This window comes from Trichocoleus sp. ST-U2, assembly GCF_039961875.1.
Classification (GTDB): Bacteria; Cyanobacteriota; Cyanobacteriia; order Cyanobacteriales; family FACHB-T130; genus FACHB-T130.
Window position 1 is genome coordinate 18,954 of the sequence record NZ_JAMPJY010000054.1, and the last position, 20,642, is coordinate 39,595.

Here is a 20,642-nt window from a genome sequence, read left to right on the forward strand (position 1 = left end):
CTGAAAAGGGTTCTTCTCAAGAAACCTTCTAGATCGTCGCTAATCCTGAAATCGATGTCCCTGTTGCTTTACGCTCGCTGGGGGCACTAACCTCTTATGAGAAAGACTCAATAGTTTTTCACTCGGAAGGCGTGCTGTCCCTGGACTCGATTTCAACTTCAGCGGCAATAGCTGCTCGAATTTTGATCACAATCGTTAACTATAAACGATTTGTTACAACTTGTCTAGCAATTGTGCCAAAAAAATTTAGCGGTCTGCTGGATCGTCTGCCTCGCTTGTCGTGCAACTCCAGATCCAGAAGACAACTGTCCAGTTAACGGCTTACGGATAGATAAGGAAGAAGGCGATCGCATACCAACGACCCGCACTTAGGTCGGTTATAGCATTTCACAATGTGTTTGCACAGTCTTTGTAAACACAGTATTACAACTCCAGCAACATCTTCCCTACAGTTAAATGGACTACAAGAGATTGCAGATAGAAGCAAGCTGGCTTTCAAGCATAGATTCAGCCGTTCAACGTCACTTGTTTGAGCTGCGTTTTTCCAACCTGCGGCATTAAAGCGCAATAAGGGATTAGCAGTACATGATTTTTTGGATTAGGTCCATTATCACCCATCTTCACGAGAAGCCTGTTCGCTTATTTTGAGTCGATATTGACTCAAATAAAGTCAAATCTTTACTAAACTCTAAGTAGGGATCGCACCTCCACAAAAAGCGCGATCGCCCAAACAGTTTAACCTCGATTGTCTGTAAGCCTATGTTCAAACGAGGCTCAAAACTCAACACTGTCTGGAAAAAGTGCAACCTTACTAAAATTTTCAAAGCTTTTGTTGCACATTGCTTTTTGCTTAAAGTTGATAGGTTCCTCAGCGCCCAACTATAATAAATTGCCAGCAGCAATTAACAAAACTTAAAGCTGGGTAGAACATAAAAATATGGCACTGATCACCATCGGCAATCAATTCGTCAAAGACTTGGAAAAGTCAGGTGCTTTAGGAACGTATGTACCCTTAGAAGGAGGGTTTGAAGGGCGTTACCAGCGGCGGTTGCGTGCAGCTGGCTATACCACTTTAAGCCTATCAGCACGGGGACTCGGCGACGTAGCAACGTATTTAACTGGCGTACACGGCGTTCGTCCCGCGCATTTGGGCAAGAAAGACATTCGTGTTTACTACGTGCCACCTATCGTGACCTATCAGTTGGAACAACTACCTCCCAAATCGAAGGGACTGGTGCTGTGGATAATTGAAGGACACGTATTGTCCCGTGAGGAAGTGGAATATTTAACCACCTTGCCAAGTATAGAGCCACGCCTAAAGATTGCTGTAGAAATGGGGGGCGATCGCGCTTTCCGCTGGACACCGCTTAAAAACGCGATCGCTGCTGCTTAAACCCGCGTCAGTCAATCCAATCTTAGGGTCGCACCAATGCTTGGGTGTAGCTCTAAGTCATGTCGAGCTAAAACGAGCTGGAACGTCTGAATAGTCAAGCTTTATGACCTACAGACGTTTTAGCTCGGCTAGAGGATTTTGATACCTTTAAAGAAGTAAGCAAATAAGGCAAACTCTTATGGTAGAAAACCGCGACTATACATTAATTATTGACAAAAGCGGCAGTATGTCGATGACAGACCAGCCAGGCGGGAAAAGCCGCTGGGTCATGATGCAGGAGTCTACTCTCGCTTTAGCCAGTAAATGTGAAGAATTTGATCCGGATGGCATCACTATCTATCTATTTTCCGGTCGATTCAAACGCTATGACAATGTAAACGCCAGTAAAGTCGCACAAATTTTCCGCGAAAACGAACCGTCTGGACGCACTGACTTAGCGGCAGTCCTTCTAGATGCGACGAATAACTACTTCCAGCGTAAAGCAGCAGGACAAACCAAGCCCAATGGAGATACCATTTTAGTCGTCACAGATGGGGAACCGGATGACCGGAAAGCGGTAATGAAGGTAATTATTGAAGCGTCGCGCCGTATGGATCGAGATGAAGAACTCGCGATTTCCTTTATCCAAGTTGGCACAGACGCGCAGGCAACAAAATTTCTGAAAGTGCTGGATGATGAACTGCAAAGTGCTGGGGCAAAGTTTGATATCTGCGACACAGTCACGATGGATGACATGGAGGACATGACCCTAACGGAAGTGTTGATCAATGCCATTATTGACTAAGTTCAAAGTCTAATTTGGGATTTGGGATTTTGATCGTGAAGAGAAATCTAAAATCTCTCTAGAGGCGTCCAAAATTATGGAATCAATCGATGACATACTCGCGGCAGTCAAGGCTGAGTATGAGACAAAAGATAAACCAAAAGAACTGCAAAAACCGCCACAACTGAAAGAAGAACCAGTCAAACCGCAACCAGCGAACTTCTTACAAAATCATTCTGCGAACCTCCCGCTTGCAAACACAATTCCGGAATTGCCCCGGCAAAAATGGCAAAACGAGCCGATTAGCTCATCTGAAGACATTGTTCTGGCTCAAATTAGGGCTGAGTTTGAAGAACAAGAACGTACAGAACAGCTAAAAAAACAGCAACAACTCAGAGAAGAACAACTCAAACAGGAACAACTAAGGCAGAAACAACGGGAAGTATTCAAAAACCAAGCGCGAGAATGGCTGAAAAATTTAAAGCCACTTTCAGAAGAAGGTCTTTGGTTTGAAGAGTTTGCCGATGCATATCCCTCTAAAATTGAGGCGGCGATTGATTATTTGCAAGCCTTGCGGGAGACTAAGCCGTAGAAGCCAGCAGCGATCGCCAGAATGATAATTAATCCCCTCTCTGCTGTAGAAATTTTTATATTTCTTTTATCTAATCCAACTAGATAGTCACAGCAGGTGGGCTAGGCTAGATTGGGAAATCTTGACAAACACTGGAGGTTATCTTTGGTGGAAGGAGGATCTGTGGCAGAAGACCGTGACTATACATTAATCATCGATAAAAGCGGGAGTATGTCTACCCCAGAGCCACCGAGCGGTAGAAGCCGTTGGGAAACCGCAGAGGAATCTACTCTAGCGTTGGCGAGGAAATGTGAAAAGTTCGATCCCGATGGGATTACGCTTTACCTATTTTCCGGTCGGTTTAAGCGATTTGATAATGTGACTTCTAGCAAGGTAGCGCAGATATTCCAAGAAAACGATCCCTCTGGCACTACGAATCTTGCCGATGTCTTGAAAAACGCCACCGACAACTACTTTGAGCGGAAGGCGGCTGGTCAGACTAAGCCAAATGGCGAGACAATTCTAGTGATTACAGATGGTGAACCCGATGACCGCAAAGCCGTGATGCGGGTGATTATTGAAGCCTCTCGCCGAATGGATAGAGATGAAGAATTAGCCATCTCCTTTATTCAAGTGGGTTCGGATCAAACGGCGAGTCGGTTTCTGAAAGCCTTGGATGATGATTTGCAAGGTGCCGGGGCAAAGTTTGATATTTGCGACACTGTAACGCTGGATGACATGGAGGGCATGACTTTACAGGAAGTGTTGCTCAACGCCATTAACGACTAGGTGCTGTCTGTTTATTTTGGATTTTGGATTCCACATCTGAAATCCAAAATTTTGTTGTCAGTGTTTAATCACAATTTTGTTGTGGAATCAGCAGCAAGTCATTCAATCTAAAAAAATAATGGGGAGGTTAGCTAATGAGCGCAGAAGATCGGGATTATACGTTAATTATTGACAAAAGCGGCAGTATGTCTACGCCAGACCAGCCGGGAGGCAGAAGCCGCTGGGATGCGGCACAAGAGTCTACCTTGGCGTTGGCGCGAAAATGCGAACAGTTTGACCCGGATGGGATCACAGTTTACTTATTTTCCAGCCGATTCAAACGCTACGAGAATGTAAATTCCAGTAAAGTCGCACAAATTTTTCAAGAAAACGACCCGGCTGGCACAACTAATTTGGCAGGTGTATTACAAGATGCGATCGCTGCCTACTTTCAGCGGAAAGCAGCCGGTCAGACTAAGGTGGGTGGCGAAACCATTTTGGTGGTCACAGATGGTGAACCCGATGACCGAAAAGGCGTGATGCGGGCGATTATTGAGGCGTCCCGACAGATGGAACGCGATGAAGAACTGGCGATTTCGATGATTCAAGTAGGGTCAGACGCTACAGCAGCTCGGTTTTTAAAGGCGTTGGATGATGACTTACAAAGTGCAGGGGCAAAGTTTGATATCTGCGACACGATAACGCTGGATGATATGGCAGATATGACCTTGGCGGAAGTGCTGCTCAATGCGATCGCTGACTAAAGGCAAACCCCTGATGCTTACGGTTTCTATGAAAGGGGGAGTGGTGAAAACTCCCCTAATTTTTGCTACTTGGATCTCCCCATTTATCCGGGAACGCACTAGCATATAAGGGTGACTGATACCTACTATCCCTTACGTTCCTTAAGAGAGGGTCACTGGTTTAAGCTCATTTGCGGAGCTAGTTTCCAACACCTCCCTGCCGTCCGAAATCTTACGTTGGCATATACCCTCGCTGGGGCTGACTGTATCGATGTTGCCGCTGACCCAGCAGTCATTGCTGCGGCGAAAGAAGGTATAAAGGCTGCGACTACCCTTGCCGATGCCGCCCGCGCTCGCGGCTATTGCGTAGAAGGTTTGCCGTGGCTGATGGTCAGCCTAAATGATGGGGAAGATCCTCATTTCCGAAAAGCTGAATTTAACTCAACTGAGTGTCCAGCAGATTGCTGGCGACCTTGTGAAAGTATTTGTCCAGCTGATGCGATCGCTTTTGACTTTGGCCAGAACGGTTTTTCAGGGGTGATCGATCAACGTTGTTATGGCTGCGGACGGTGTATTCCCGTATGCCCAAATAATTTAATTTATACTCGTTCTTATGTATCCGCACCGGAAGCGATCGCACCTTTGGTATTTCAAAGCGGCGTAGATGCCTTAGAAATTCACACGCAAGTTGGCAGAGTAGAAGACTTTAAACGACTCTGGAGTGCGATCGCGCCTTGGGTAAATCAGCTCAAGCTTTTAGCCATTAGTTGTCCAGATGGTGAAGTCATGCTTGATTACCTCCGAGCGCTATACGAATTGATGGCACCCCTACCTTGTCCTCTCATCTGGCAAACAGATGGGCGTCCTATGAGTGGCGATATTGGCGATGGCACAACGATAGCTGCTGTAAAGTTAGGTCAAAAAGTTCTAACTGCGGGATTGCCCGGATATGTGCAGTTAGCAGGAGGCACTAATCGCCACACTGTTGGCAAACTTAGGACAATGGGACTGCTCAACAACCACCAAAAGCCAGAAGTCCAAGAGTCAAAAGTCGGAAGGGCATCTCTATCAAGCATCCCTGTAGGGAACCAGGGATCAACGAAAAACCCGCTCCAACCAACTCAAACTTTTCCCGCTCAATCCCCTAATATCGCCGGGATTGCTTATGGCAGCTACGCTCGTGTTTTGTTATCACCCATTTTGGATGAATTAGAAAAAATGAATATAAACGAAGTAGGTGGGAATGCCTCCGCGTCAAGTCAAACACCTTTACCTGGACGCTTGGAAGAAAAGCCGGATTTACTCTGGCAAGCTGTTGATCTTGCTCACTCGCTAGTTTCTCAACTCAAAACCTTTTCCCAATAGCCAGTAGAAGCGCGATTTTAGATATGTCATCGATTAAAAGGTTGGAGGTTAAAAGATTGACAATTTGCAAAAAGCGACTTTTCAACCTTGCGATCGCCAACCTGCAACGCTTCCCAGGTAAAGAACAAACATCAGTTATTTAAATCACCGATTGTGGATAAAAACGTCACTGTACAAAGAATGCAGATTACAGACGATCTCCAGAAATTACTGGACGTGTTACCGAATGAAATTCGGCAACCTTTAGAGCAGCATCCGGGACGGGATAAGTTAGTTGAGGTTGTCCTAGACTTGGGGCGTCTTCCAGAGGCTCGGTTTGCTAAACAGGCAGAGTATCTCTCCGAAACGCCAGTATCGAAAGAACAACTGAATTATTGTGTAGACCGGGTAGGAAATTTTGGTGGGGATAACCGAGCAGGGCTAGAGCGAACTCTGCACCGGATTAGCGCTATCCGCAACCGAAGCGGCGAGATCATTGGTCTTACCTTGAGGGTAGGTCGAGCCGTGTTTGGCACCATCGGCATGATTCGCGACCTGGTAGAAACAGGTCAATCGATTCTGATGCTGGGGCGTCCCGGTGTTGGCAAAACAACAGCACTGCGGGAAATCGCCAGAGTTTTAGCCGACGATTTACAGAAACGAGTTGTCATTATCGACACTTCCAACGAAATCGCTGGGGATGGTGACGTTCCTCATCCAGCAATTGGTAGAGCTAGACGGATGCAAGTCGCCCGTCCCGAACTCCAGCATCAAGTCATGATTGAGGCAGTGGAAAACCATATGCCAGAAGTCATTGTTATTGATGAGATTGGCACAGAACTAGAAGCCTTGGCAGCTCGAACGATTGCTGAGCGAGGTGTTCAACTGGTGGGTACAGCTCACGGAAATCGGATTGAAAATCTGATTAAAAATCCAACGTTATCTGACTTAGTGGGTGGCATTCAGGCCGTAACTTTGGGAGATGACGAAGCCAGACGCCGGGGTAGCCAAAAGACGGTTTTGGAACGCAAAGCCCCGCCAACCTTTGAAATTGCTGTTGAAATGCTAGAACGGCAGCGCTGGGTGGTGCATGAAAGTGTTGCCGATACCGTTGATACCCTGCTGCGGGGGCGTCAGCCGGGTTATCAAGTTAGGACAACCAGCGAGGCTGGGGAAGTTACGATTACTCATGAGACCCCCCAAGCACCATCACTCATGCGACCAGCGATGAGCGGAGGCAGCCGTATATCTTCCGCCCACGACACCCCAGCACGACCAATGGGCTGGCGGGCTTCTGGGCAAATGACTCCATTACCAATGCAGTCAGAATCAACGCGAGGCATGAGGGCAGAACCGCAAAACCTATTAGCTAGAGGAGAAGAATCTGCCTCTACTTCATTGCCTGTCTCTTCTAACCTTGCACCTTCTTTTGAGCAGATGCTGGATCAATCTTGGCATCAACCTCAGGCGATCGGAAATGAAACCTTTGTGGGGCCAAATGGCGAAGAGTTGCCATTGCACGTTTATCCTTATGGGGTGAGCAGCCAACAATTAGAGCAAGTCATTCGGGTGCTGAATTTGCCCATCTTGCTGACGAAGGATATGGATAGCGCGGATGCAGTTTTGGCGATTCGGTCGCACGTAAAAAACCATTCCAAGCTACGGCATATTGCCAAAGCCCGTCAGGTTCCCATCCATGCAATTAAGGCAAGTACCATTCCCCAGATTACCCGTGCCCTAAGGCGTCTGCTGGATATGGATGACTCTCAGGTTCTAGATGTCCCCGAACTCAGCTTATTTACTAGTAGCGGTAGTGAAGACGAGATTGAGGCTCTCGAAGAAGCCCGCCTTGCCGTGGAGCAAATCGTGATTCCCAAAGGACAGCCGGTGGAACTCCTGCCGCGTTCTTCTAAAGTTCGTAAAATGCAACACGAACTCGTCGAACACTATCGTCTCAACTCTGACAGTTTTGGGGAAGAACCGAACCGACGGCTGCGAATTTATCCCGCCTAATCGAAAAAGCTGTGGATCTATATGGGGCGTTGCACAGTAGAAAGATGATAATCTCGCGCAAAGACGAGGTAGCGCGGAGTTTAAAAGAAAATCATCGCATGATTGTGCAACACCCTATATGGGTTTCGAGGAGGTAAAGATGTCAAAAAAGCTAACAACACTTTCCCGGTAGGCTTTCCATAGGAGGAGAAGCTGGCTATGAGAGATACACTGTTTAGCCGGTAAGCGTTCAAGAAGCCTTTTCTATGAGTCAAGTTCCAAAAATCCATACTGAGTCTTCACCATTTACCCACTGATGAAGAAGGATTTAAGAGAAATTTTCTAAAAGTGGTTGACAATTCCCTAGTAGGAACTGCTACTATAACGAAGGTTGACGCGATGGGGTGTCGCCAAGTGGTAAGGCAGCTGGTTTTGGTCCAGCCATTCCGAGGTTCGAATCCTTGCACCCCAGTTAAATTTTGAAACCTAAATTTTGAGAACTCTAGTAGAGACGCGATTCCTCGCGTCTCTACTAGTTATTGGGCTTGTTGGGCAAATTGTGCCAAGATAAACCGAATGATTGCGGCTTTAGAACCATGCGTGCAAGTTATCCAAATATTCTCGCCCTTGACTTTGACGGTGTTATCTGTGACGGGCTAATCGAGTATTTTCAGACAGCTTGGCGCACCTACTGTCAAATTTGGGCACCGCCTAATCTCACACCTCCAGATGGTTTGGCTGAAAGTTTCTACCAGCGACGACCGATTATAGAAATCGGTTGGGAAATGCCGGTGGCAATCCGGGCGCTAATATTGGGCATTCCCGACGAAAAGATGTTGCAAGATTGGTCAAGGGTGGCTCAGCAAATCTTGCTAGAAGATAATCTAAATGCGGCTGATATCGGCACGAAGCTCGATCGTATCCGGGATGAGTGGATTGATAGGGATTTAGAGGGTTGGCTAGCCTTGCATCGTTTCTATCCAGGTGTTGTTGAAAAAATGCATCGGATGGAATCGGAGAAGGCATCGCTTCCAGATACACCCATCCAAACGTACATCGTCACTACCAAAGAGGGACGCTTTGTCCGCCAGTTGTTGCAGCAACAGGGTATCCAACTACCCGATCAATGCATTATTGGGAAAGAAAATCGGCGTCCTAAGTACGAAATTTTGCGCGAACTCAGCAGCGATTCGTCGGTTCACCTTTGGTTTGTGGAAGATCGCTTGAAAACTCTGCAAACTGTGCAACAGCAACCAGACCTCAATGATATCAAGCTGTTTCTTGCCGATTGGGGTTACAATACTGCTGCTCAACGAGAGTCGGTCGCGTATCAGGAACGAATTCAGCTTTTATCTCTGTCTCAGTTTGCTCAAGATTTCTCGGCTTGGGCTTAGATGAGAAAAGGGAACCCAAGGTTAGAGGGATGAAGAAGTATCAAGTGTAAATTATAAATTCATCCCGATCGCCTTGATGTTTCATGCTTTAAGCTGAGAGCTGATAGGCGAAAAGCGGATAGCTGACTATGCTTGACCTAACCAAACTCGCGCGGCAAATGCAGGGGATTAGTCAACACCTGACGGTAGAGGCTGCTGCCAGTCGCCAACGCTTGGAACGCGCCCAGCACTTACTGACGCTGGCTCAAAAGTCTCAGGCAGATTTAGTACATCTGCAAGAAAAGTGGCGCGATCGCTTGGGGTTTGCAGCAGCCGCACCCATTGAATCCCTAAGCACTGCCATTGACCTTCCTACCCCTCCGGCTGTTCATACAATTATCGCCACAGACGGTTCTCAGATTGCCCCAAGTCACCATGAAATCGCCTACTGCTATCTGATTAACGTGGGCCGGGTAGTGCTGCATTATGGACAAAGCTTGTACCCGCTCTTAGATAGCCTCCCAGAAGTTTTTTATCGCTCGGAAGACCTTTATATTTCCCGCCAGTGGGGAATTCGCCCTGAGGAATGGATGGGCTATCGACGCACGGCTTCGGAGGCGTCTGTGTTGGCGGAATTGGCTGCTAGCTGGATTAACCAACCTTCACAAGTCACGTCAAGACAGGGAAACGGAAACAGAAAATCGGAAATTCCATCTTCAATTCCCGATCCCAAATCCCCAATCCCTGCCCTAGCAATGGTAGATGGATCGCTAATTTATTGGTTTCTGGAGCAGTTACCAGGGGAAGCCCGCGACCATATTTTGCCTCCGATTCTGGAAGCTTGGGATGTTCTACGCGACACGGGGATTCCAATTATGGGCTACCTGAGCGCTTCTCGCAGCAGCGAAGCGCTGAACTTCCTGCGTTTGCCAGCCTGTCCGCATCCAGTTCCCGACTGTATGACTCATTGTCCTGGTCAGTTTGACCGGGCACCCTGCCAGGTTTTCGATCCCTTGCGGGATACTGCCCTCTGGGCGTCTCAATTGCAGCCCGGTCAACGCAGTCCTCTATGGCGCAGTTCTGCACGAATTCTGGAGTTGTACGGTGCCCATCAAATCTACTTCTGCTACGTCCATGTCGGGACTGAAATTGCTCGTGTGGAAGTTCCCGCTTGGGTGGCGGAGAATCCAGAGAAGCTGGATGTTTCGCTCAGCTTGATGTTGGCTCAGGTGCAGAAGGGTTATGGCTATCCGGTGGCGCTTGCAGAGGCACACAATCAGGCAGTTGTGCGAGGGGGCGATCGCGCTCGTTTCTTTGCCTTACTCGAACAACAAATGATTAAGGCTGGTTTGAGAAATGTCGGGACTTCCTATAAAGAAGCCAGGAAGCGCGGTAGTATTGCCTGATGCCATCTCTTAGAAGGATGTTGGCTCGTCTGCCAGCGTCTCAATTAATAAATTCATCTGCTGTTGCCGCTCTTGTAGAAAGATTTCACATTGGCGCAAGTATTCTACCGCAGCGGTAAATTCTTCAAAAACATCGGCGAGTTCTAGTTTTCCGGCTTCAATTTGCCGAATGATCCCTTCAACTTTGGCAACCGTCGCTTCGTAGTTCCAATCTTTCGGAAATTGGGTATTGATGCGGCGATCGCTTGAGCCGTCGGTGGTGCTGGTGGGTTTGCTCATAAAAAATCCCCGTATCGCGTGAAATAGCTACTCCTTGCTATTTATAATTTCACTAATTTTGACTTTAATTTGTCCTGTGCCTAGCTGAACTTGTAGTTCCTGTCCGAGTGCCAGTCCTTCTGTGGAACGCGCGATCGCACCATCTTGTTGTCGGACTACTGCATAACCTCGTTTCAGAACGCTTTTGGGGTCAAGCGTGGCTAGCTTTTGTCGGAGCATCTGACAGTGTTGGTTTGCCTGCGCGAAATGCCGCGCCGTTCCTTGTAACAGTTGTTGACGTTTCCAAGCGATCGCTTGTTTTTCTTGGTGAATTTGTCGGTCTAACGGAATCCGCCCCAAGCGGCTTCGCACTCTTTGCAATTGTGTTTGAGCGTTTTCCATGTGTTGATTTACGGCTTCAGTCAAGGCGAGGACACGTTCCTGGTGTTCTGCGTAAAGACTTGCCAGTTCTGGAACCACTTGTTCGGCGGCGGCGGTGGGAGTGTGAGCATAAGCATCGGCAACTAAGTCAGCCAAAGATTCATCTCGCTGATGACCAATCCCAGTAATCACGGGAATCGAACAATTTGCGATCGCTCGCACTACCCGTTCATCATTGAAGCAAGCTAGCTCCTCAACCGCACCACCCCCGCGCGACAAAATTAAAACTTCAGCGCGACCATCCCGTTCCACTCGCTCAATCGCCGAGACAATCAATGCTGGGGCTTGTTCGCCCTGAACTAACGCTGGTGAAAACAAAACTTGCAACCCAGGATAACGTTGCTTGAGCGTGCGTTGAATATCTCCCCAGGCAGCTGCTTGCGGCGATGTGACGACAGCGATGGTTTGAGGATGGCTAGGGAGCGATCGCTTGCGTTCTGGATCGAACAATCCTTCTGCCTCCAACCGATTTCGCAGCTGGCGATAGCGCAATGCCTGTAACCCCTCTCCTGCTGGTAGCGCCTGCCAGACAATCAGCTGGTACTGTCCTCGCTGGGGATAAACTCGGATGCTACCCAAAACAATCAACTGCTCTCCTTGCACTGGCAGTTGCATCAGTTTATTCAGCTGACTGTTCCATATCACACAACTCATCGCCGCCTTAGCATCCGGATCTTGCAGAGTAAAGAATAGTCCACTGCGATACTGAGAGGCGCTGGAGACTTCACCTGTCACCCAGACTTGCTGTAGTTGTTCATCCTGCTCTAACAGCAGTTGCAAATAAGACGTTAACCCAGCCACCGATACAGCGGTATCTGGAACCAGCTGATTGGAAAGATAATAGTTCATCGCCGGAAGATAAGGAGAATATAGGAATTGAGGCATCAGTAAATGCAGAGGATGCTCAAATCAGCCTAGATCAAGCCATTTACAGTTTCTGTCTCTAGATTAGCGAGACTCGCCTGCATTCGTTGACTTTTGACAAAACTGGCGTAACCAAAGTGGCGATCGCAAATCCCACTTGTTGCTTAAAACAGGCTAGACGTTTATTGACCGATTTTCTCTCTCAGTGTTGGGTAAAAGTAGAACATTTGAACTACAATAGAGATTCCTATCGCGAGCCTTGCCAGGGGGGGTTCCCCCATCCGTGTAAAGCTTGATGTAAGGGCACTTGCGGCTCTCATTTGTTGCTAAAAGTGATATAATAAAATATCTGAAACTAAAATTTGTCGCTATTTGGGACAATTTTAAGTTTCGGTGCCAATCGTTGAAGTAACCCTAGTTAGTGGAAATTTCCTACTCACTTACAAAGCTAAAAACTTGGTAAACCTGAGTGGGCAAATGGCTAAAACCAGCATTCATTTTGTATCAAAAGGCGGTGGATTCCATCGTTTCTGCCTGTGGAGGCTGTAAGGATGTCTTGTTAGACATTTCTACTATCAGAACCAGCTATCGAAGCAGGAAACTCCAGTCCGCGAGGCGGAGAAGCCCACACAAAAGCAACTTTTGCTAAGTGTGAAAAAAATCTCACCACACCTGATTCTGTTCTTGAGGCATTAATGGCTATCCAAATCACGAACAATCCCGACAAGGACAAAGCCCTGAGCCTGGTGCTAAACCAAATTGAGCGCAGCTTTGGCAAAGGAGCAATTATGCGCCTAGGAGATGCCACCCGCATGAAGGTGGAAACAATTTCCACTGGAGCGCTGACCCTGGATTTAGCTTTGGGCGGTGGCTTGCCGAAGGGACGGGTGATTGAAATATATGGCCCGGAAAGTTCTGGTAAGACAACCCTCGCTTTGCACGCGATCGCTGAAGTGCAAAAATTAGGAGGAGTTGCTGCTTTTGTTGATGCTGAACACGCCCTAGATCCCGCTTACGCAGCCGTACTGGGCGTTGATATTGACAATCTTTTGGTTTCTCAACCCGACACCGGAGAAGCTGCCTTAGAAATTGTCGATCAGCTAGTTCGCTCTGCGGCAGTGGATATCGTGGTCATTGACTCGGTAGCTGCTTTGGTGCCTCGCGCTGAAATTGAAGGCGAAATGGGCGATTCCCACATGGGTTTGCAAGCCCGTTTGATGAGTCAAGCTCTTCGCAAAATTACCGGAAACATCGGTAAATCTGGTTGTACGGTCGTTTTCCTCAACCAGCTGCGACAAAAGATTGGCGTCACCTACGGCAACCCAGAAACAACCACTGGTGGTAATGCCTTAAAGTTTTACGCTTCAGTGCGCTTGGATATTCGTCGGATTCAAACGCTGAAAAAAGGCAACGAAGAGTTTGGTAACCGAGCTAAAGTTAAAGTTGCCAAAAATAAAGTCGCCCCGCCCTTCCGCGTCGCAGAGTTTGACATTATCTTTGGCAAGGGAATCTCGACATTAGGGTGTATGGTTGACCTGGCAGAACAAACTGGGGTCATTACCCGTAAAGGAGCTTGGTATAGCTACAACGGTGATAACATTGCCCAAGGCCGGGATAACAGCATTAAGTACCTGGAAGAAAACTCTGAATTAATTCAAGAAATTGAGCAAAAGGTACGTCAAAAGCTAGAGATGGGGGCAGTTGTTCCTGCCAACTCTGTCACGCGAGTTGACGCCGAAGACGAAGAGTTAGAGGAAGAACTTTTAGATGACTAAAAGCGCTGTAGGGTGGGCGAGTCTACCCTATAAATCGTTTTTTGGGAAGCTTAGGGCTACTGTTACACATAAAAAAACCCGTTTTCTTATTGGAAACGGGTTTTTCGTATAAATTCTTATAAAGTTTAGTTTTGTGTGCCTGGATCGGAAATTCGTCTACTGAAAAAACGGTCTAAAATTTCTGATTGCTGAGTCGGAGTTAGCTGAGGGTCTACAGGAGATTCCAAAACTGGGACTAATGGATCTCTAATGGCAGAGGGGCCAGAGAGGAAATGTAGAGTCTCTTTTTGGCACTCGGTGTTGGGAGGCTGAACTGTTGTAGGAGAGGTAGGTGTTTCTACTTCTGTAACCGGAAGCGATTGCTCTGCATTTGTCAGGGCATTAATTTCTGCCATTAGGGTTGAAGAGACATTATCCACCATGCAGATAGTATTGCCCAGGAAAAAGGAGAAAGCCAGACCACCTAGACGAATGCGATCGCCGTCCTTGAGAAGAACACGTTTGTATACGGGTTCGCCATTAACGAAAGTCCCATTTGTACTATTCAGGTCAACCAGATAAAACCCCTGATCGTCGATATATCGAATCGCTGCATGATTGCGAGACAACCGTCTATCCGGAATCGGTAGGGCAGCTTGACGCGCCCGCCCCAGTGTCCAAATTCGCTGCGGCTGAAACAACATTTGCGTTTTAGCATCTATTAAATTTGTGACTAGATAGACTTGCTGCTCCTGCGCTACGCCTTGGATATATCGAGGTGCAATGCCACTAAGAAATTTATTGCCGCTATCTTCTAGCTTCAGAATCTCATCTAGTAAACCACGATGATGCTCATAGAGCTTAAGGAATACCTGATATAGACCCAAGCGTTGTTCTAGTTCCATGTGTTGGGATGACACTTAATCTTAGGTGAGGCTCAGCCGATGAAGTAACGCAGAACCTTATCGGCATTCAACAAGGGAAGCCAAAGACTGCAAGAATGTCGTTAAGCCAAATAACTGAATCTAGCCTATTTTACTCGCAAGTTCTCAGGGTGCGAAATACTCACCAGATCCCTTCTTTCAAGCTTAGATTGTCTTACCCCTTAGAGGAATCCGCAAGATTACTGGAAACGATCAGCTTTATGGCTTACGTTGGGATTTTTGTTCTAGGCGAAACAGCCAAACCATCAAAGCAACTACGCCAATTTGTAGTGCTAAGTTAGGCACGGCTGAGGCAATTTCCCGACCGGAGGCTAACTTGGCAAGAAAGACCATCCCTCCGATAAAGCCAGAAGCGCCGCACGCCACATAAACAAATTGCCTAAGACCTTTGTAGGGAGTAGCAAGTTCAGCTTTTAGTTGTGCATACTGTTCAGCACTGACTTTCCGAGTGCCTTTGATGTTGCGGGTGCGATTTTTTAATTTTGGGTCTACCATCCGTCTCGATCCCCACCGACTTTAGATCCATCTTGGCATGATGGTGGTCGGCAGTGGCGGTGGCTGGTGCTATAAATTTGAACGCGATCGCATTTCTTCCAGAAATTGGGTGCAACAGTTTCTATCTAAACCTGCTACCATAGTAAATCGGCAGTGCCGGTGTAGCTCAGTGGTAGAGCATTCGATTCGTAATCGAACGGTCGGCGGTTCAAATCCGCCCATCGGCTTGAATCAAATTGTACAGTGACTAATTAATTGTCATCAGTGACAGATTACTGTCGTTGTGACTAATTGTGTGTCGTTGTGACAAATTAATGTCGCTGAAGCAGCAGTGACAAATTGATGTCATTTAATATCTATCACTCAAAGCGCACAACGATCACGAATCGAATGCTCCTTTCAATCCACTCTAACACCTACATTTCAACTCACTCCCAGGTGGGATGGTCGTTGAAACTTGGAGTATTTAAAGATAAAGCCCAGAAGATTGCCCGCTTTCAACCCACCCCTAGTTGGGATGGTCGTTGAAACTCCCTTGGGGGTTTTTGTAAGTCTCGACTTTTGCAATCTTTTTCAACCCACCCCTAGTTGGGATGGTCGTTGAAACTTAACTATTACCAAGCGCTGCTCCACGAGGGCTTTCAACCCACCCCTAGTTGGGATAGTCGTTGAAACTTTTTTAGTCGGCCGCAATTCTTGAATTGCGGAGTCTTTCAACCCACCCCTAGTTGGGATGGTCGTTGAAACTGTTCCGGTCAATTCCAGAAGCCTCAATCAGCTTCTCTTTCAACCCACCCCTAGTTGGGATGGTCGTTGAAACAACCGCCGTTTTAGCGACTGGGAAGAACTCGCTCGGCTTTCAACCCACCCCTAGTTGGGATGGTCGTTGAAACCCCGTTAACCTGTTCCCCCTGCTAGTAGCGACGAAGCTTTCAACCCACCCCTAGTTGGGATGGTCGTTGAAACTCATCCCTCCTAATTCCGCTGCCTTTATCTGAAAATCTTTCAACCCACCCCTAGTTGGGATGGTCGTTGAAACTCAGAAGGATTCTCGTAATAGGAGTAACACTCAATCGCTTTCAACCCACCCCTAGTTGGGATGGTCGTTGAAACCCGAGGTCTTCAGGCAGACTATAGAGAACTTCAACTTTCAACCCACCCCTAGTTGGGATGGTCGTTGAAACTTGCGTTATGACCAACCTATTACGGGACTCTGAATACTTTCAACCCACCCCTAGTTGGGATGGTCGTTGAAACCCGACCATAACGGGGTGCCGTGCAGATATTGCCGGATCTTTCAACCCACCCCTAGTTGGGATGGTCGTTGAAACATGATGTTCGCAACATACTATCTAGGTTATAGCAGTCCTTTCAACCCACCCCTAGTTGGGATGGTCGTTGAAACTCTTCCCACCTAGACCCCTTATCTAGGCTGCCTTTTAGCAGTGTTTTTGACGGCTCCCGAAAATTCCTGCTCAATCTCCCTAAAAAATAGAAAATTGTTGGTTGCCGAAATTCCTGAGGTCAATACTAGACAAGGTTTTTGAGCTTTTGACGGCTTCCAAGGGTTTTTGCTCCCGCTTTGACCCGTCAAAAAAATAATTAGAGTGGATTCCTCCTTGCTCGGAGGTGATTCGGTAGCCATCACTGTAGTATGTCTACACCCCTATTGCTGGGAGCGCACCTTATTCCCGTCTTTCGACGGCAGCATCAGAGTGGACAGCTACCAGGGTCAGAAAGCACAACTGTCTTCCAACAGTCAAACTAACCCATACTGTTCGCAGTTCAGCGGTTCAAATGAACATGACCTGCGGCGCTGTTGATTATTCTTATTCTATTGTCAAGGTGCAGATTGGGAAATAATTATGAGTTAGAACGAGCGTGATAAGCAGAAATTCCCATGTTCTTTGCTTTCTCTTGCGGACTACCCCGGATAGGTTGTTCTCCTTCCTCAATGACAATACCGACTTTTGAGCTTTGAGCTTTGATATTGTCCATTAACCTGCCGTAGCTCCACTGATGGATGTTGATGCGATACTGCTTGGCGTATTTTTTCTAAGCTTCGATGTAGCCGGGAATTTTTTGCTCGGCTCTGGCTTGAATTTCACTCTGGACTATCTCTCGCATGTCGCCCAGTTTGGGTAAGACAATGCTGCTTGCTTGATAGGTTTGGGCGAGTTTGACAATGGCTTGTGCTAGTAAGCGATCTATATATTCACCCAGTTCCGATTCGCCAAATTGATTGGAAGCCGCTTTTTTTTGAGCTTTGTGGCGTTCATGGGATAAAGAATGTTTTTGGTGACGTTGATGGTTGAGGAGTTTGTGGTCATCGCCTAAAAGTTGTTTGATGCTGCGGTAAGCGCTCGCTTCTCCTGTCGTCCCGTCAATGACAGCGGCAGTGGCTGGTTTATCCAGCCCCAAGGCAATGCCGACGAGGATATGAGGTTTACCTTGATAGAGGGGTTGACTGGGACGGGGGAAGGGGTTTTTGAGCCGAGTGAGAGTAGAGTTTTTGCGCTGGACAAAGGCTTGTTGTTTCTCGTTGAGGTCGCCTTTGTCTTTCATTTTGGTGAGGGTGTTGGCGATGTCGGCAGCTTTCTCTTGGCGTACCTGTTCTGTGCCTTCAGCCGTCCAGAAACGGGTGTCTACGGTGCAGTAGAGAGTCAAGTGATGAATGTTCCAAGGGTCGCCTTTGCCTGTACTTTCGGTCCAAGCAATCCGTCCTGAACGGAGGGTAAATAGGCTACTAGAATGCTGGTCAATGCTAGCTCGTTTAATTTCCTGGTCTTCGTAAAAGCGTTGAAACCATTTGAGTTGGCGCTGGTCGCAATAGATTTGGAAGGTGTGTTCGCTTAAGCCGCTGAAGCGGACTTGTAGGCGACCTGTGGAGTTTTTGCTCCAGGTTAAGTCTTCGTTGGTTTCATAACCCACCGGAAAGGGTACGGACTTAGAATCAGTGAGCAATCTATCTTGCCAGGATTTAGCTTCTGCTTGGTTTTTAGGAACAGTTGTAGATGCGATCGCAAGTGTCTCTAACCACGTATGTCCCGTTAAGTCTCGACCTTTAGGAATGCGACTGGCGATTTGTTTGGTTAGTCGTGAAATCTTGACTTCGGTTTTGCGGCGGCGTTGGGCAAATTTCTCTGGGTCTTCTTCTTTATCGGAGATTTTGCAGCCGTTTTTGAGTAAGTAGCAGATGGCGCTTTTGATGGGGATGTCTTCTGTATTGTCGTAAGCCTTGAACAGAGCCTTGGAGACACTACGGTTGGAATTTGAGGCTTGGGGTTTTTTGCGCTGTTTACTTTTGGTCTTCGTGGATTGAGTCGATTCGTTTGGAGACGCCAAGGATCTGAGAATCTCGACAGCTTTGGCGCGAATGACTTCTAGAGTGCAGTTGCTCATCTGAACTAACTCCTGATCGCTTCTGAGCATTTCTAGCCAGCGTGTCTGTCCCTCTAACTTGCGCTGCAACCGTTGTTGAATTTTGAGCCAGGATTTGTAGATGTATTCGATTAACGCGATCGCGCTCGTATAAAACCGTCCAGGTTGACCACTGAAGCGAGGGTCAGATTTGAGGGGTTCGCACAGTTGTTTGACGATACCAGCTTTGAGTCTTGCTTGTTGTCGCCAGGTGTCAAAGTCTGGATGCTGGCTTATTTGTGCCAGGAGTTCGTTTATCAAAGGCGTGTTGCGTTCTGCCATCAACGTCCAGAGTTGGTGGCGAGTAGGTTCAGAAGCAACGAGGCGACATTGAATCGTAATTGTACTCATGAAAATACATTATCATAGAAGCACATAGTGGGTTTATAAGAAAACTGCGCCTCCTAACCTCGTTTAGTATCATGAGAGGTTATGGATGAAAATTTCTACACCAGCACTGAGGCATCACAGATTACTGGATGCAGTCGGAGGCAATTGCAGTATTGGCGGGACAAGAGTGTCGTTGTGCCAACGGTTAATCCGAGTGGCAAGGGTCGGAACGTTTATTATTCTGATTCTGACCTGCTGGCATTAACGGTGATGGAGTATTTGCTGTCTATTGGGTTGAGTTTTGAGCTGTGCCAGCATGTCCTGGGAATCCTCAAAGCTAGAGAGTCTTGGATGTTTGATGAGTCTGTGGCGAAACGAGAGATGAAACGCTTGATGTTGGTGCCAGATTCCCAAGAGCAACTGCGTGAGTTGGTGGATTTTGACAGGGGTTTGGCAATGGAGACGATCGATAGGGGGTCGCCTGTTGTGCCGTTTTGGAGCGATCGCATCTACAAGCGTCTACAACAGAATTTGACAAGCTTTGGGCAACAGAGGAGTTTGGTTGAGGATTCATCAGACTCCTGAAACCATATTCGGGGAGGTTCGCGAATTCGCTTCTGAAACCCATAAGTGGATTGGGCTTTAAGATGCAGCCCTTTCAACACTGAAGTCAAATGAGTTTTATCGAGGATTCATCAGCCTCCTGAGCCGTATTTGGTGAGGTTCGCGAAAATCGGTTCTGAAACATAGATATAGCTAGGACTTCAGAAGGTTGTCTTTCAACTGCTTAAGCTGGTGGATTTTGACAGGGGTTTGGCAATGGAAACGATTGATTGGGGTCGCCTACCGTTTTGGAGTGCTTGCGAAGCGTGATCTCACTTATCAATGCTTGCAAGAGAACCTTAGAAGCTTTGAGCGGTAGATGAGTTGGTCTGACATAACCCAGAATGGGATTTAGAAATAGAGCGATCGCAAAAACACTAAGGCTATACTCGTAGGTTGAAGAATCACGCTTAGGCTCAAGATAAGTAGATGCTGGAATCGATAGTCGTGGGACTGGTAGTTAAGGAAGTTCTAGCCCCCTTAGTTAAAGGCGCTTTAGAAGACTATACAAAAGACTTTTTTAAAGATCGGATTAAAGACTTTACAAAAATATTAGAGCCAAAGCCTCTGGAAAAAGCAGTGATTCAAGCGCTGGCAGAATTTTTGGAGCAGATGAATCAAGAGTTACAGGATGCTGAGGTTTCTGAAGAGGAACTGGAGCAGTACATCAAACCCTTACAGGGGTTTATCAATGATTCAGAGGTCAAAAAAGTTCTCAGCCTACCCTTTGAAGGTGAAATTCAATCCCTGGACTATAGCGCATTAGAAAAAGCCTGGAACGAGATGAATGATAAACCGTTGCCAGAGGGGTTTAGCTGGCAGCGAGTTGGCAAGCGCTATCTGCGGAAAGTTAATGCAATTCGACGGGAATCGAGTGAGTTGAGAGAGATTTTGGACTCGCAAAAGCTGGAGGAAATCTCGGAGAATACTAGGGCAATGGCTCCAGTGGTTCCAGATTTTGATTTGAATCGTTATCGCAATGGACTATGCAAAGCGTATGAATATCTAAATCTGGAGGTATTGCACACGGATGGATATAACTATGGGTTGAAGCTGTGGCGGATGTTTAGACCTCTTGCAAAAGTCGTCGCTGGGGTAATATGAGGTCTGAAATTATGCGCTCGCTCACCTGTCTTCTACGCTCACCCCTGGTAATTCATAAGTAAAGCTAATGAAATAC

The 20,642-nt window shown here is 47.2% G+C and carries 16 protein-coding genes, 2 tRNA genes, 1 pseudogene and 1 CRISPR repeat array; of the genes and pseudogenes, 14 read left to right on the top strand and 5 right to left on the bottom strand.

Annotated features, from left to right (window positions below):
• The first annotated feature begins 937 nt into the window (after window positions 1-937).
• The 10 genes from NC996_RS24485 to NC996_RS24530 all read left to right on the top strand — a co-directional run bounded on the left by NC996_RS24485 (window position 938) and on the right by NC996_RS24530 (window position 10,353).
• Window positions 938-1,393, top strand: a complete 456-nt coding sequence (locus tag NC996_RS24485; protein WP_190411900.1) for an NAD(P)H-quinone oxidoreductase subunit N — start codon at window positions 938-940, stop codon at window positions 1,391-1,393.
• Window positions 1,394-1,571: 178 nt separating this feature from the next.
• A complete protein-coding gene (locus tag NC996_RS24490; RefSeq protein WP_190411901.1) occupies window positions 1,572-2,177 on the top strand; it encodes a VWA domain-containing protein in 606 nt (201 codons plus the stop codon).
• A gap of 76 nt (window positions 2,178-2,253) precedes the next feature.
• Window positions 2,254-2,748, top strand: a complete 495-nt coding sequence (locus NC996_RS24495; RefSeq protein WP_190683728.1) for a hypothetical protein — start codon at window positions 2,254-2,256, stop codon at window positions 2,746-2,748.
• A gap of 162 nt (window positions 2,749-2,910) precedes the next feature.
• The gene (locus tag NC996_RS24500) at window positions 2,911-3,516 is read left to right on the top strand and encodes a VWA domain-containing protein (RefSeq protein ID WP_190411903.1); all 606 of its coding nucleotides are present in this window, start codon (window positions 2,911-2,913) and stop codon (window positions 3,514-3,516) included.
• A gap of 134 nt (window positions 3,517-3,650) precedes the next feature.
• A complete protein-coding gene (locus tag NC996_RS24505; protein ID WP_190683731.1) occupies window positions 3,651-4,259 on the top strand; it encodes a VWA domain-containing protein in 609 nt (202 codons plus the stop codon).
• A gap of 111 nt (window positions 4,260-4,370) precedes the next feature.
• The gene (locus NC996_RS24510; RefSeq protein WP_190683733.1) at window positions 4,371-5,603 is read left to right on the top strand and encodes a circadian clock protein LdpA; all 1,233 of its coding nucleotides are present in this window, start codon (window positions 4,371-4,373) and stop codon (window positions 5,601-5,603) included.
• 180 nt (window positions 5,604-5,783) lie between these two features.
• Entirely contained in the window at window positions 5,784-7,595 is a 1,812-nt protein-coding gene (locus tag NC996_RS24515) for a R3H domain-containing nucleic acid-binding protein (protein WP_190683741.1), read from the top strand.
• Between the two features lie 379 nt (window positions 7,596-7,974).
• Window positions 7,975-8,046: transfer RNA gene (locus NC996_RS24520), tRNA-Gln, on the top strand.
• 124 nt (window positions 8,047-8,170) lie between these two features.
• Complete coding sequence (locus NC996_RS24525) at window positions 8,171-8,968, top strand: HAD family hydrolase (protein ID WP_190536852.1); 798 nt, start codon at window positions 8,171-8,173, stop codon at window positions 8,966-8,968.
• 128 nt (window positions 8,969-9,096) lie between these two features.
• Window positions 9,097-10,353, top strand: coding sequence for a DNA double-strand break repair nuclease NurA (locus tag NC996_RS24530; protein ID WP_190536853.1), 1,257 nt, complete (start codon window positions 9,097-9,099; stop codon window positions 10,351-10,353).
• A 9-nt stretch (window positions 10,354-10,362) separates the two neighbouring features.
• Here the strand turns inward: NC996_RS24530 and xseB are convergent, their stop codons facing one another.
• Both xseB and xseA read right to left on the bottom strand, forming a co-directional pair.
• Window positions 10,363-10,632 (bottom strand): exodeoxyribonuclease VII small subunit, encoded by a 270-nt coding sequence (gene xseB, locus NC996_RS24535; RefSeq protein ID WP_190529457.1) that lies wholly within the window; start codon window positions 10,630-10,632, stop codon window positions 10,363-10,365.
• A gap of 27 nt (window positions 10,633-10,659) precedes the next feature.
• On the bottom strand, window positions 10,660-11,901 hold the full coding sequence (xseA, locus tag NC996_RS24540) for an exodeoxyribonuclease VII large subunit (protein ID WP_190683744.1): 1,242 nt from the start codon (window positions 11,899-11,901) through the stop codon (window positions 10,660-10,662).
• 710 nt (window positions 11,902-12,611) lie between these two features.
• Here xseA and recA point away from each other — a divergent pair.
• The gene (recA, locus tag NC996_RS24545) at window positions 12,612-13,691 is read left to right on the top strand and encodes a recombinase RecA (RefSeq protein ID WP_190411910.1); all 1,080 of its coding nucleotides are present in this window, start codon (window positions 12,612-12,614) and stop codon (window positions 13,689-13,691) included.
• 125 nt (window positions 13,692-13,816) lie between these two features.
• On the opposite strand, the gene NC996_RS24550 is transcribed toward recA, so the two are convergent.
• Window positions 13,817-14,590: an FHA domain-containing protein gene (locus tag NC996_RS24550; RefSeq protein ID WP_339380224.1), complete on the bottom strand. Its 774-nt coding sequence runs from the start codon at window positions 14,588-14,590 to the stop codon at window positions 13,817-13,819.
• A 222-nt stretch (window positions 14,591-14,812) separates the two neighbouring features.
• Window positions 14,813-15,109 carry a DUF3493 domain-containing protein gene (locus tag NC996_RS24555; protein ID WP_190430332.1) on the bottom strand — a complete coding sequence of 99 codons (297 nt, stop codon included), beginning with the start codon at window positions 15,107-15,109 and terminating at the stop codon, window positions 14,813-14,815.
• A 155-nt stretch (window positions 15,110-15,264) separates the two neighbouring features.
• Between NC996_RS24555 and NC996_RS24560 the strand changes: the two genes are divergently transcribed.
• Window positions 15,265-15,336 (top strand) — tRNA-Thr (locus tag NC996_RS24560).
• 193 nt (window positions 15,337-15,529) lie between these two features.
• Window positions 15,530-16,514: a CRISPR direct-repeat array (repeat unit 37 nt; unit sequence CTTTCAACCCACCCCTAGTTGGGATGGTCGTTGAAAC).
• A 458-nt stretch (window positions 16,515-16,972) separates the two neighbouring features.
• On the opposite strand, the pseudogene cas12k reads toward NC996_RS24560, so the two are convergent.
• A pseudogene (gene cas12k, locus NC996_RS24565) lies at window positions 16,973-18,880 on the bottom strand (type V CRISPR-associated protein Cas12k).
• Between the two features lie 81 nt (window positions 18,881-18,961).
• Between cas12k and NC996_RS24570 the strand changes: the two are divergent.
• Complete coding sequence (locus NC996_RS24570; RefSeq protein ID WP_190683735.1) at window positions 18,962-19,444, top strand: helix-turn-helix domain-containing protein; 483 nt, start codon at window positions 18,962-18,964, stop codon at window positions 19,442-19,444.
• A 447-nt stretch (window positions 19,445-19,891) separates the two neighbouring features.
• Complete coding sequence (locus NC996_RS24575) at window positions 19,892-20,566, top strand: hypothetical protein (RefSeq protein ID WP_190683738.1); 675 nt, start codon at window positions 19,892-19,894, stop codon at window positions 20,564-20,566.
• Window positions 20,567-20,642: the final 76 nt, after the last annotated feature.

What these genes read in the sequence shown, in the direction of transcription:
- NC996_RS24485 (WP_190411900.1), top strand. Translation starts at nt 938, where the DNA reads ATGGCACTGATCACCATCGGCAATCAATTCGTCAAAGACTTGGAAAAG.
- NC996_RS24490 (WP_190411901.1), top strand. Translation starts at nt 1,572, where the DNA reads ATGGTAGAAAACCGCGACTATACATTAATTATTGACAAAAGCGGCAGT.
- NC996_RS24495 (WP_190683728.1), top strand. Translation starts at nt 2,254, where the DNA reads ATGGAATCAATCGATGACATACTCGCGGCAGTCAAGGCTGAGTATGAG.
- NC996_RS24505 (WP_190683731.1), top strand. Translation starts at nt 3,651, where the DNA reads ATGAGCGCAGAAGATCGGGATTATACGTTAATTATTGACAAAAGCGGC.
- NC996_RS24515 (WP_190683741.1), top strand. Translation starts at nt 5,784, where the DNA reads ATGCAGATTACAGACGATCTCCAGAAATTACTGGACGTGTTACCGAAT.
- NC996_RS24525 (WP_190536852.1), top strand. Translation starts at nt 8,171, where the DNA reads ATGCGTGCAAGTTATCCAAATATTCTCGCCCTTGACTTTGACGGTGTT.
- NC996_RS24530 (WP_190536853.1), top strand. Translation starts at nt 9,097, where the DNA reads ATGCTTGACCTAACCAAACTCGCGCGGCAAATGCAGGGGATTAGTCAA.
- xseB (WP_190529457.1), bottom strand. Translation starts at nt 10,632, where the DNA reads ATGAGCAAACCCACCAGCACCACCGACGGCTCAAGCGATCGCCGCATC.
- xseA (WP_190683744.1), bottom strand. Translation starts at nt 11,901, where the DNA reads ATGAACTATTATCTTTCCAATCAGCTGGTTCCAGATACCGCTGTATCG.
- recA (WP_190411910.1), top strand. Translation starts at nt 12,612, where the DNA reads ATGGCTATCCAAATCACGAACAATCCCGACAAGGACAAAGCCCTGAGC.
- NC996_RS24555 (WP_190430332.1), bottom strand. Translation starts at nt 15,109, where the DNA reads ATGGTAGACCCAAAATTAAAAAATCGCACCCGCAACATCAAAGGCACT.
- NC996_RS24570 (WP_190683735.1), top strand. Translation starts at nt 18,962, where the DNA reads ATGGATGAAAATTTCTACACCAGCACTGAGGCATCACAGATTACTGGA.
- NC996_RS24575 (WP_190683738.1), top strand. Translation starts at nt 19,892, where the DNA reads ATGCTGGAATCGATAGTCGTGGGACTGGTAGTTAAGGAAGTTCTAGCC.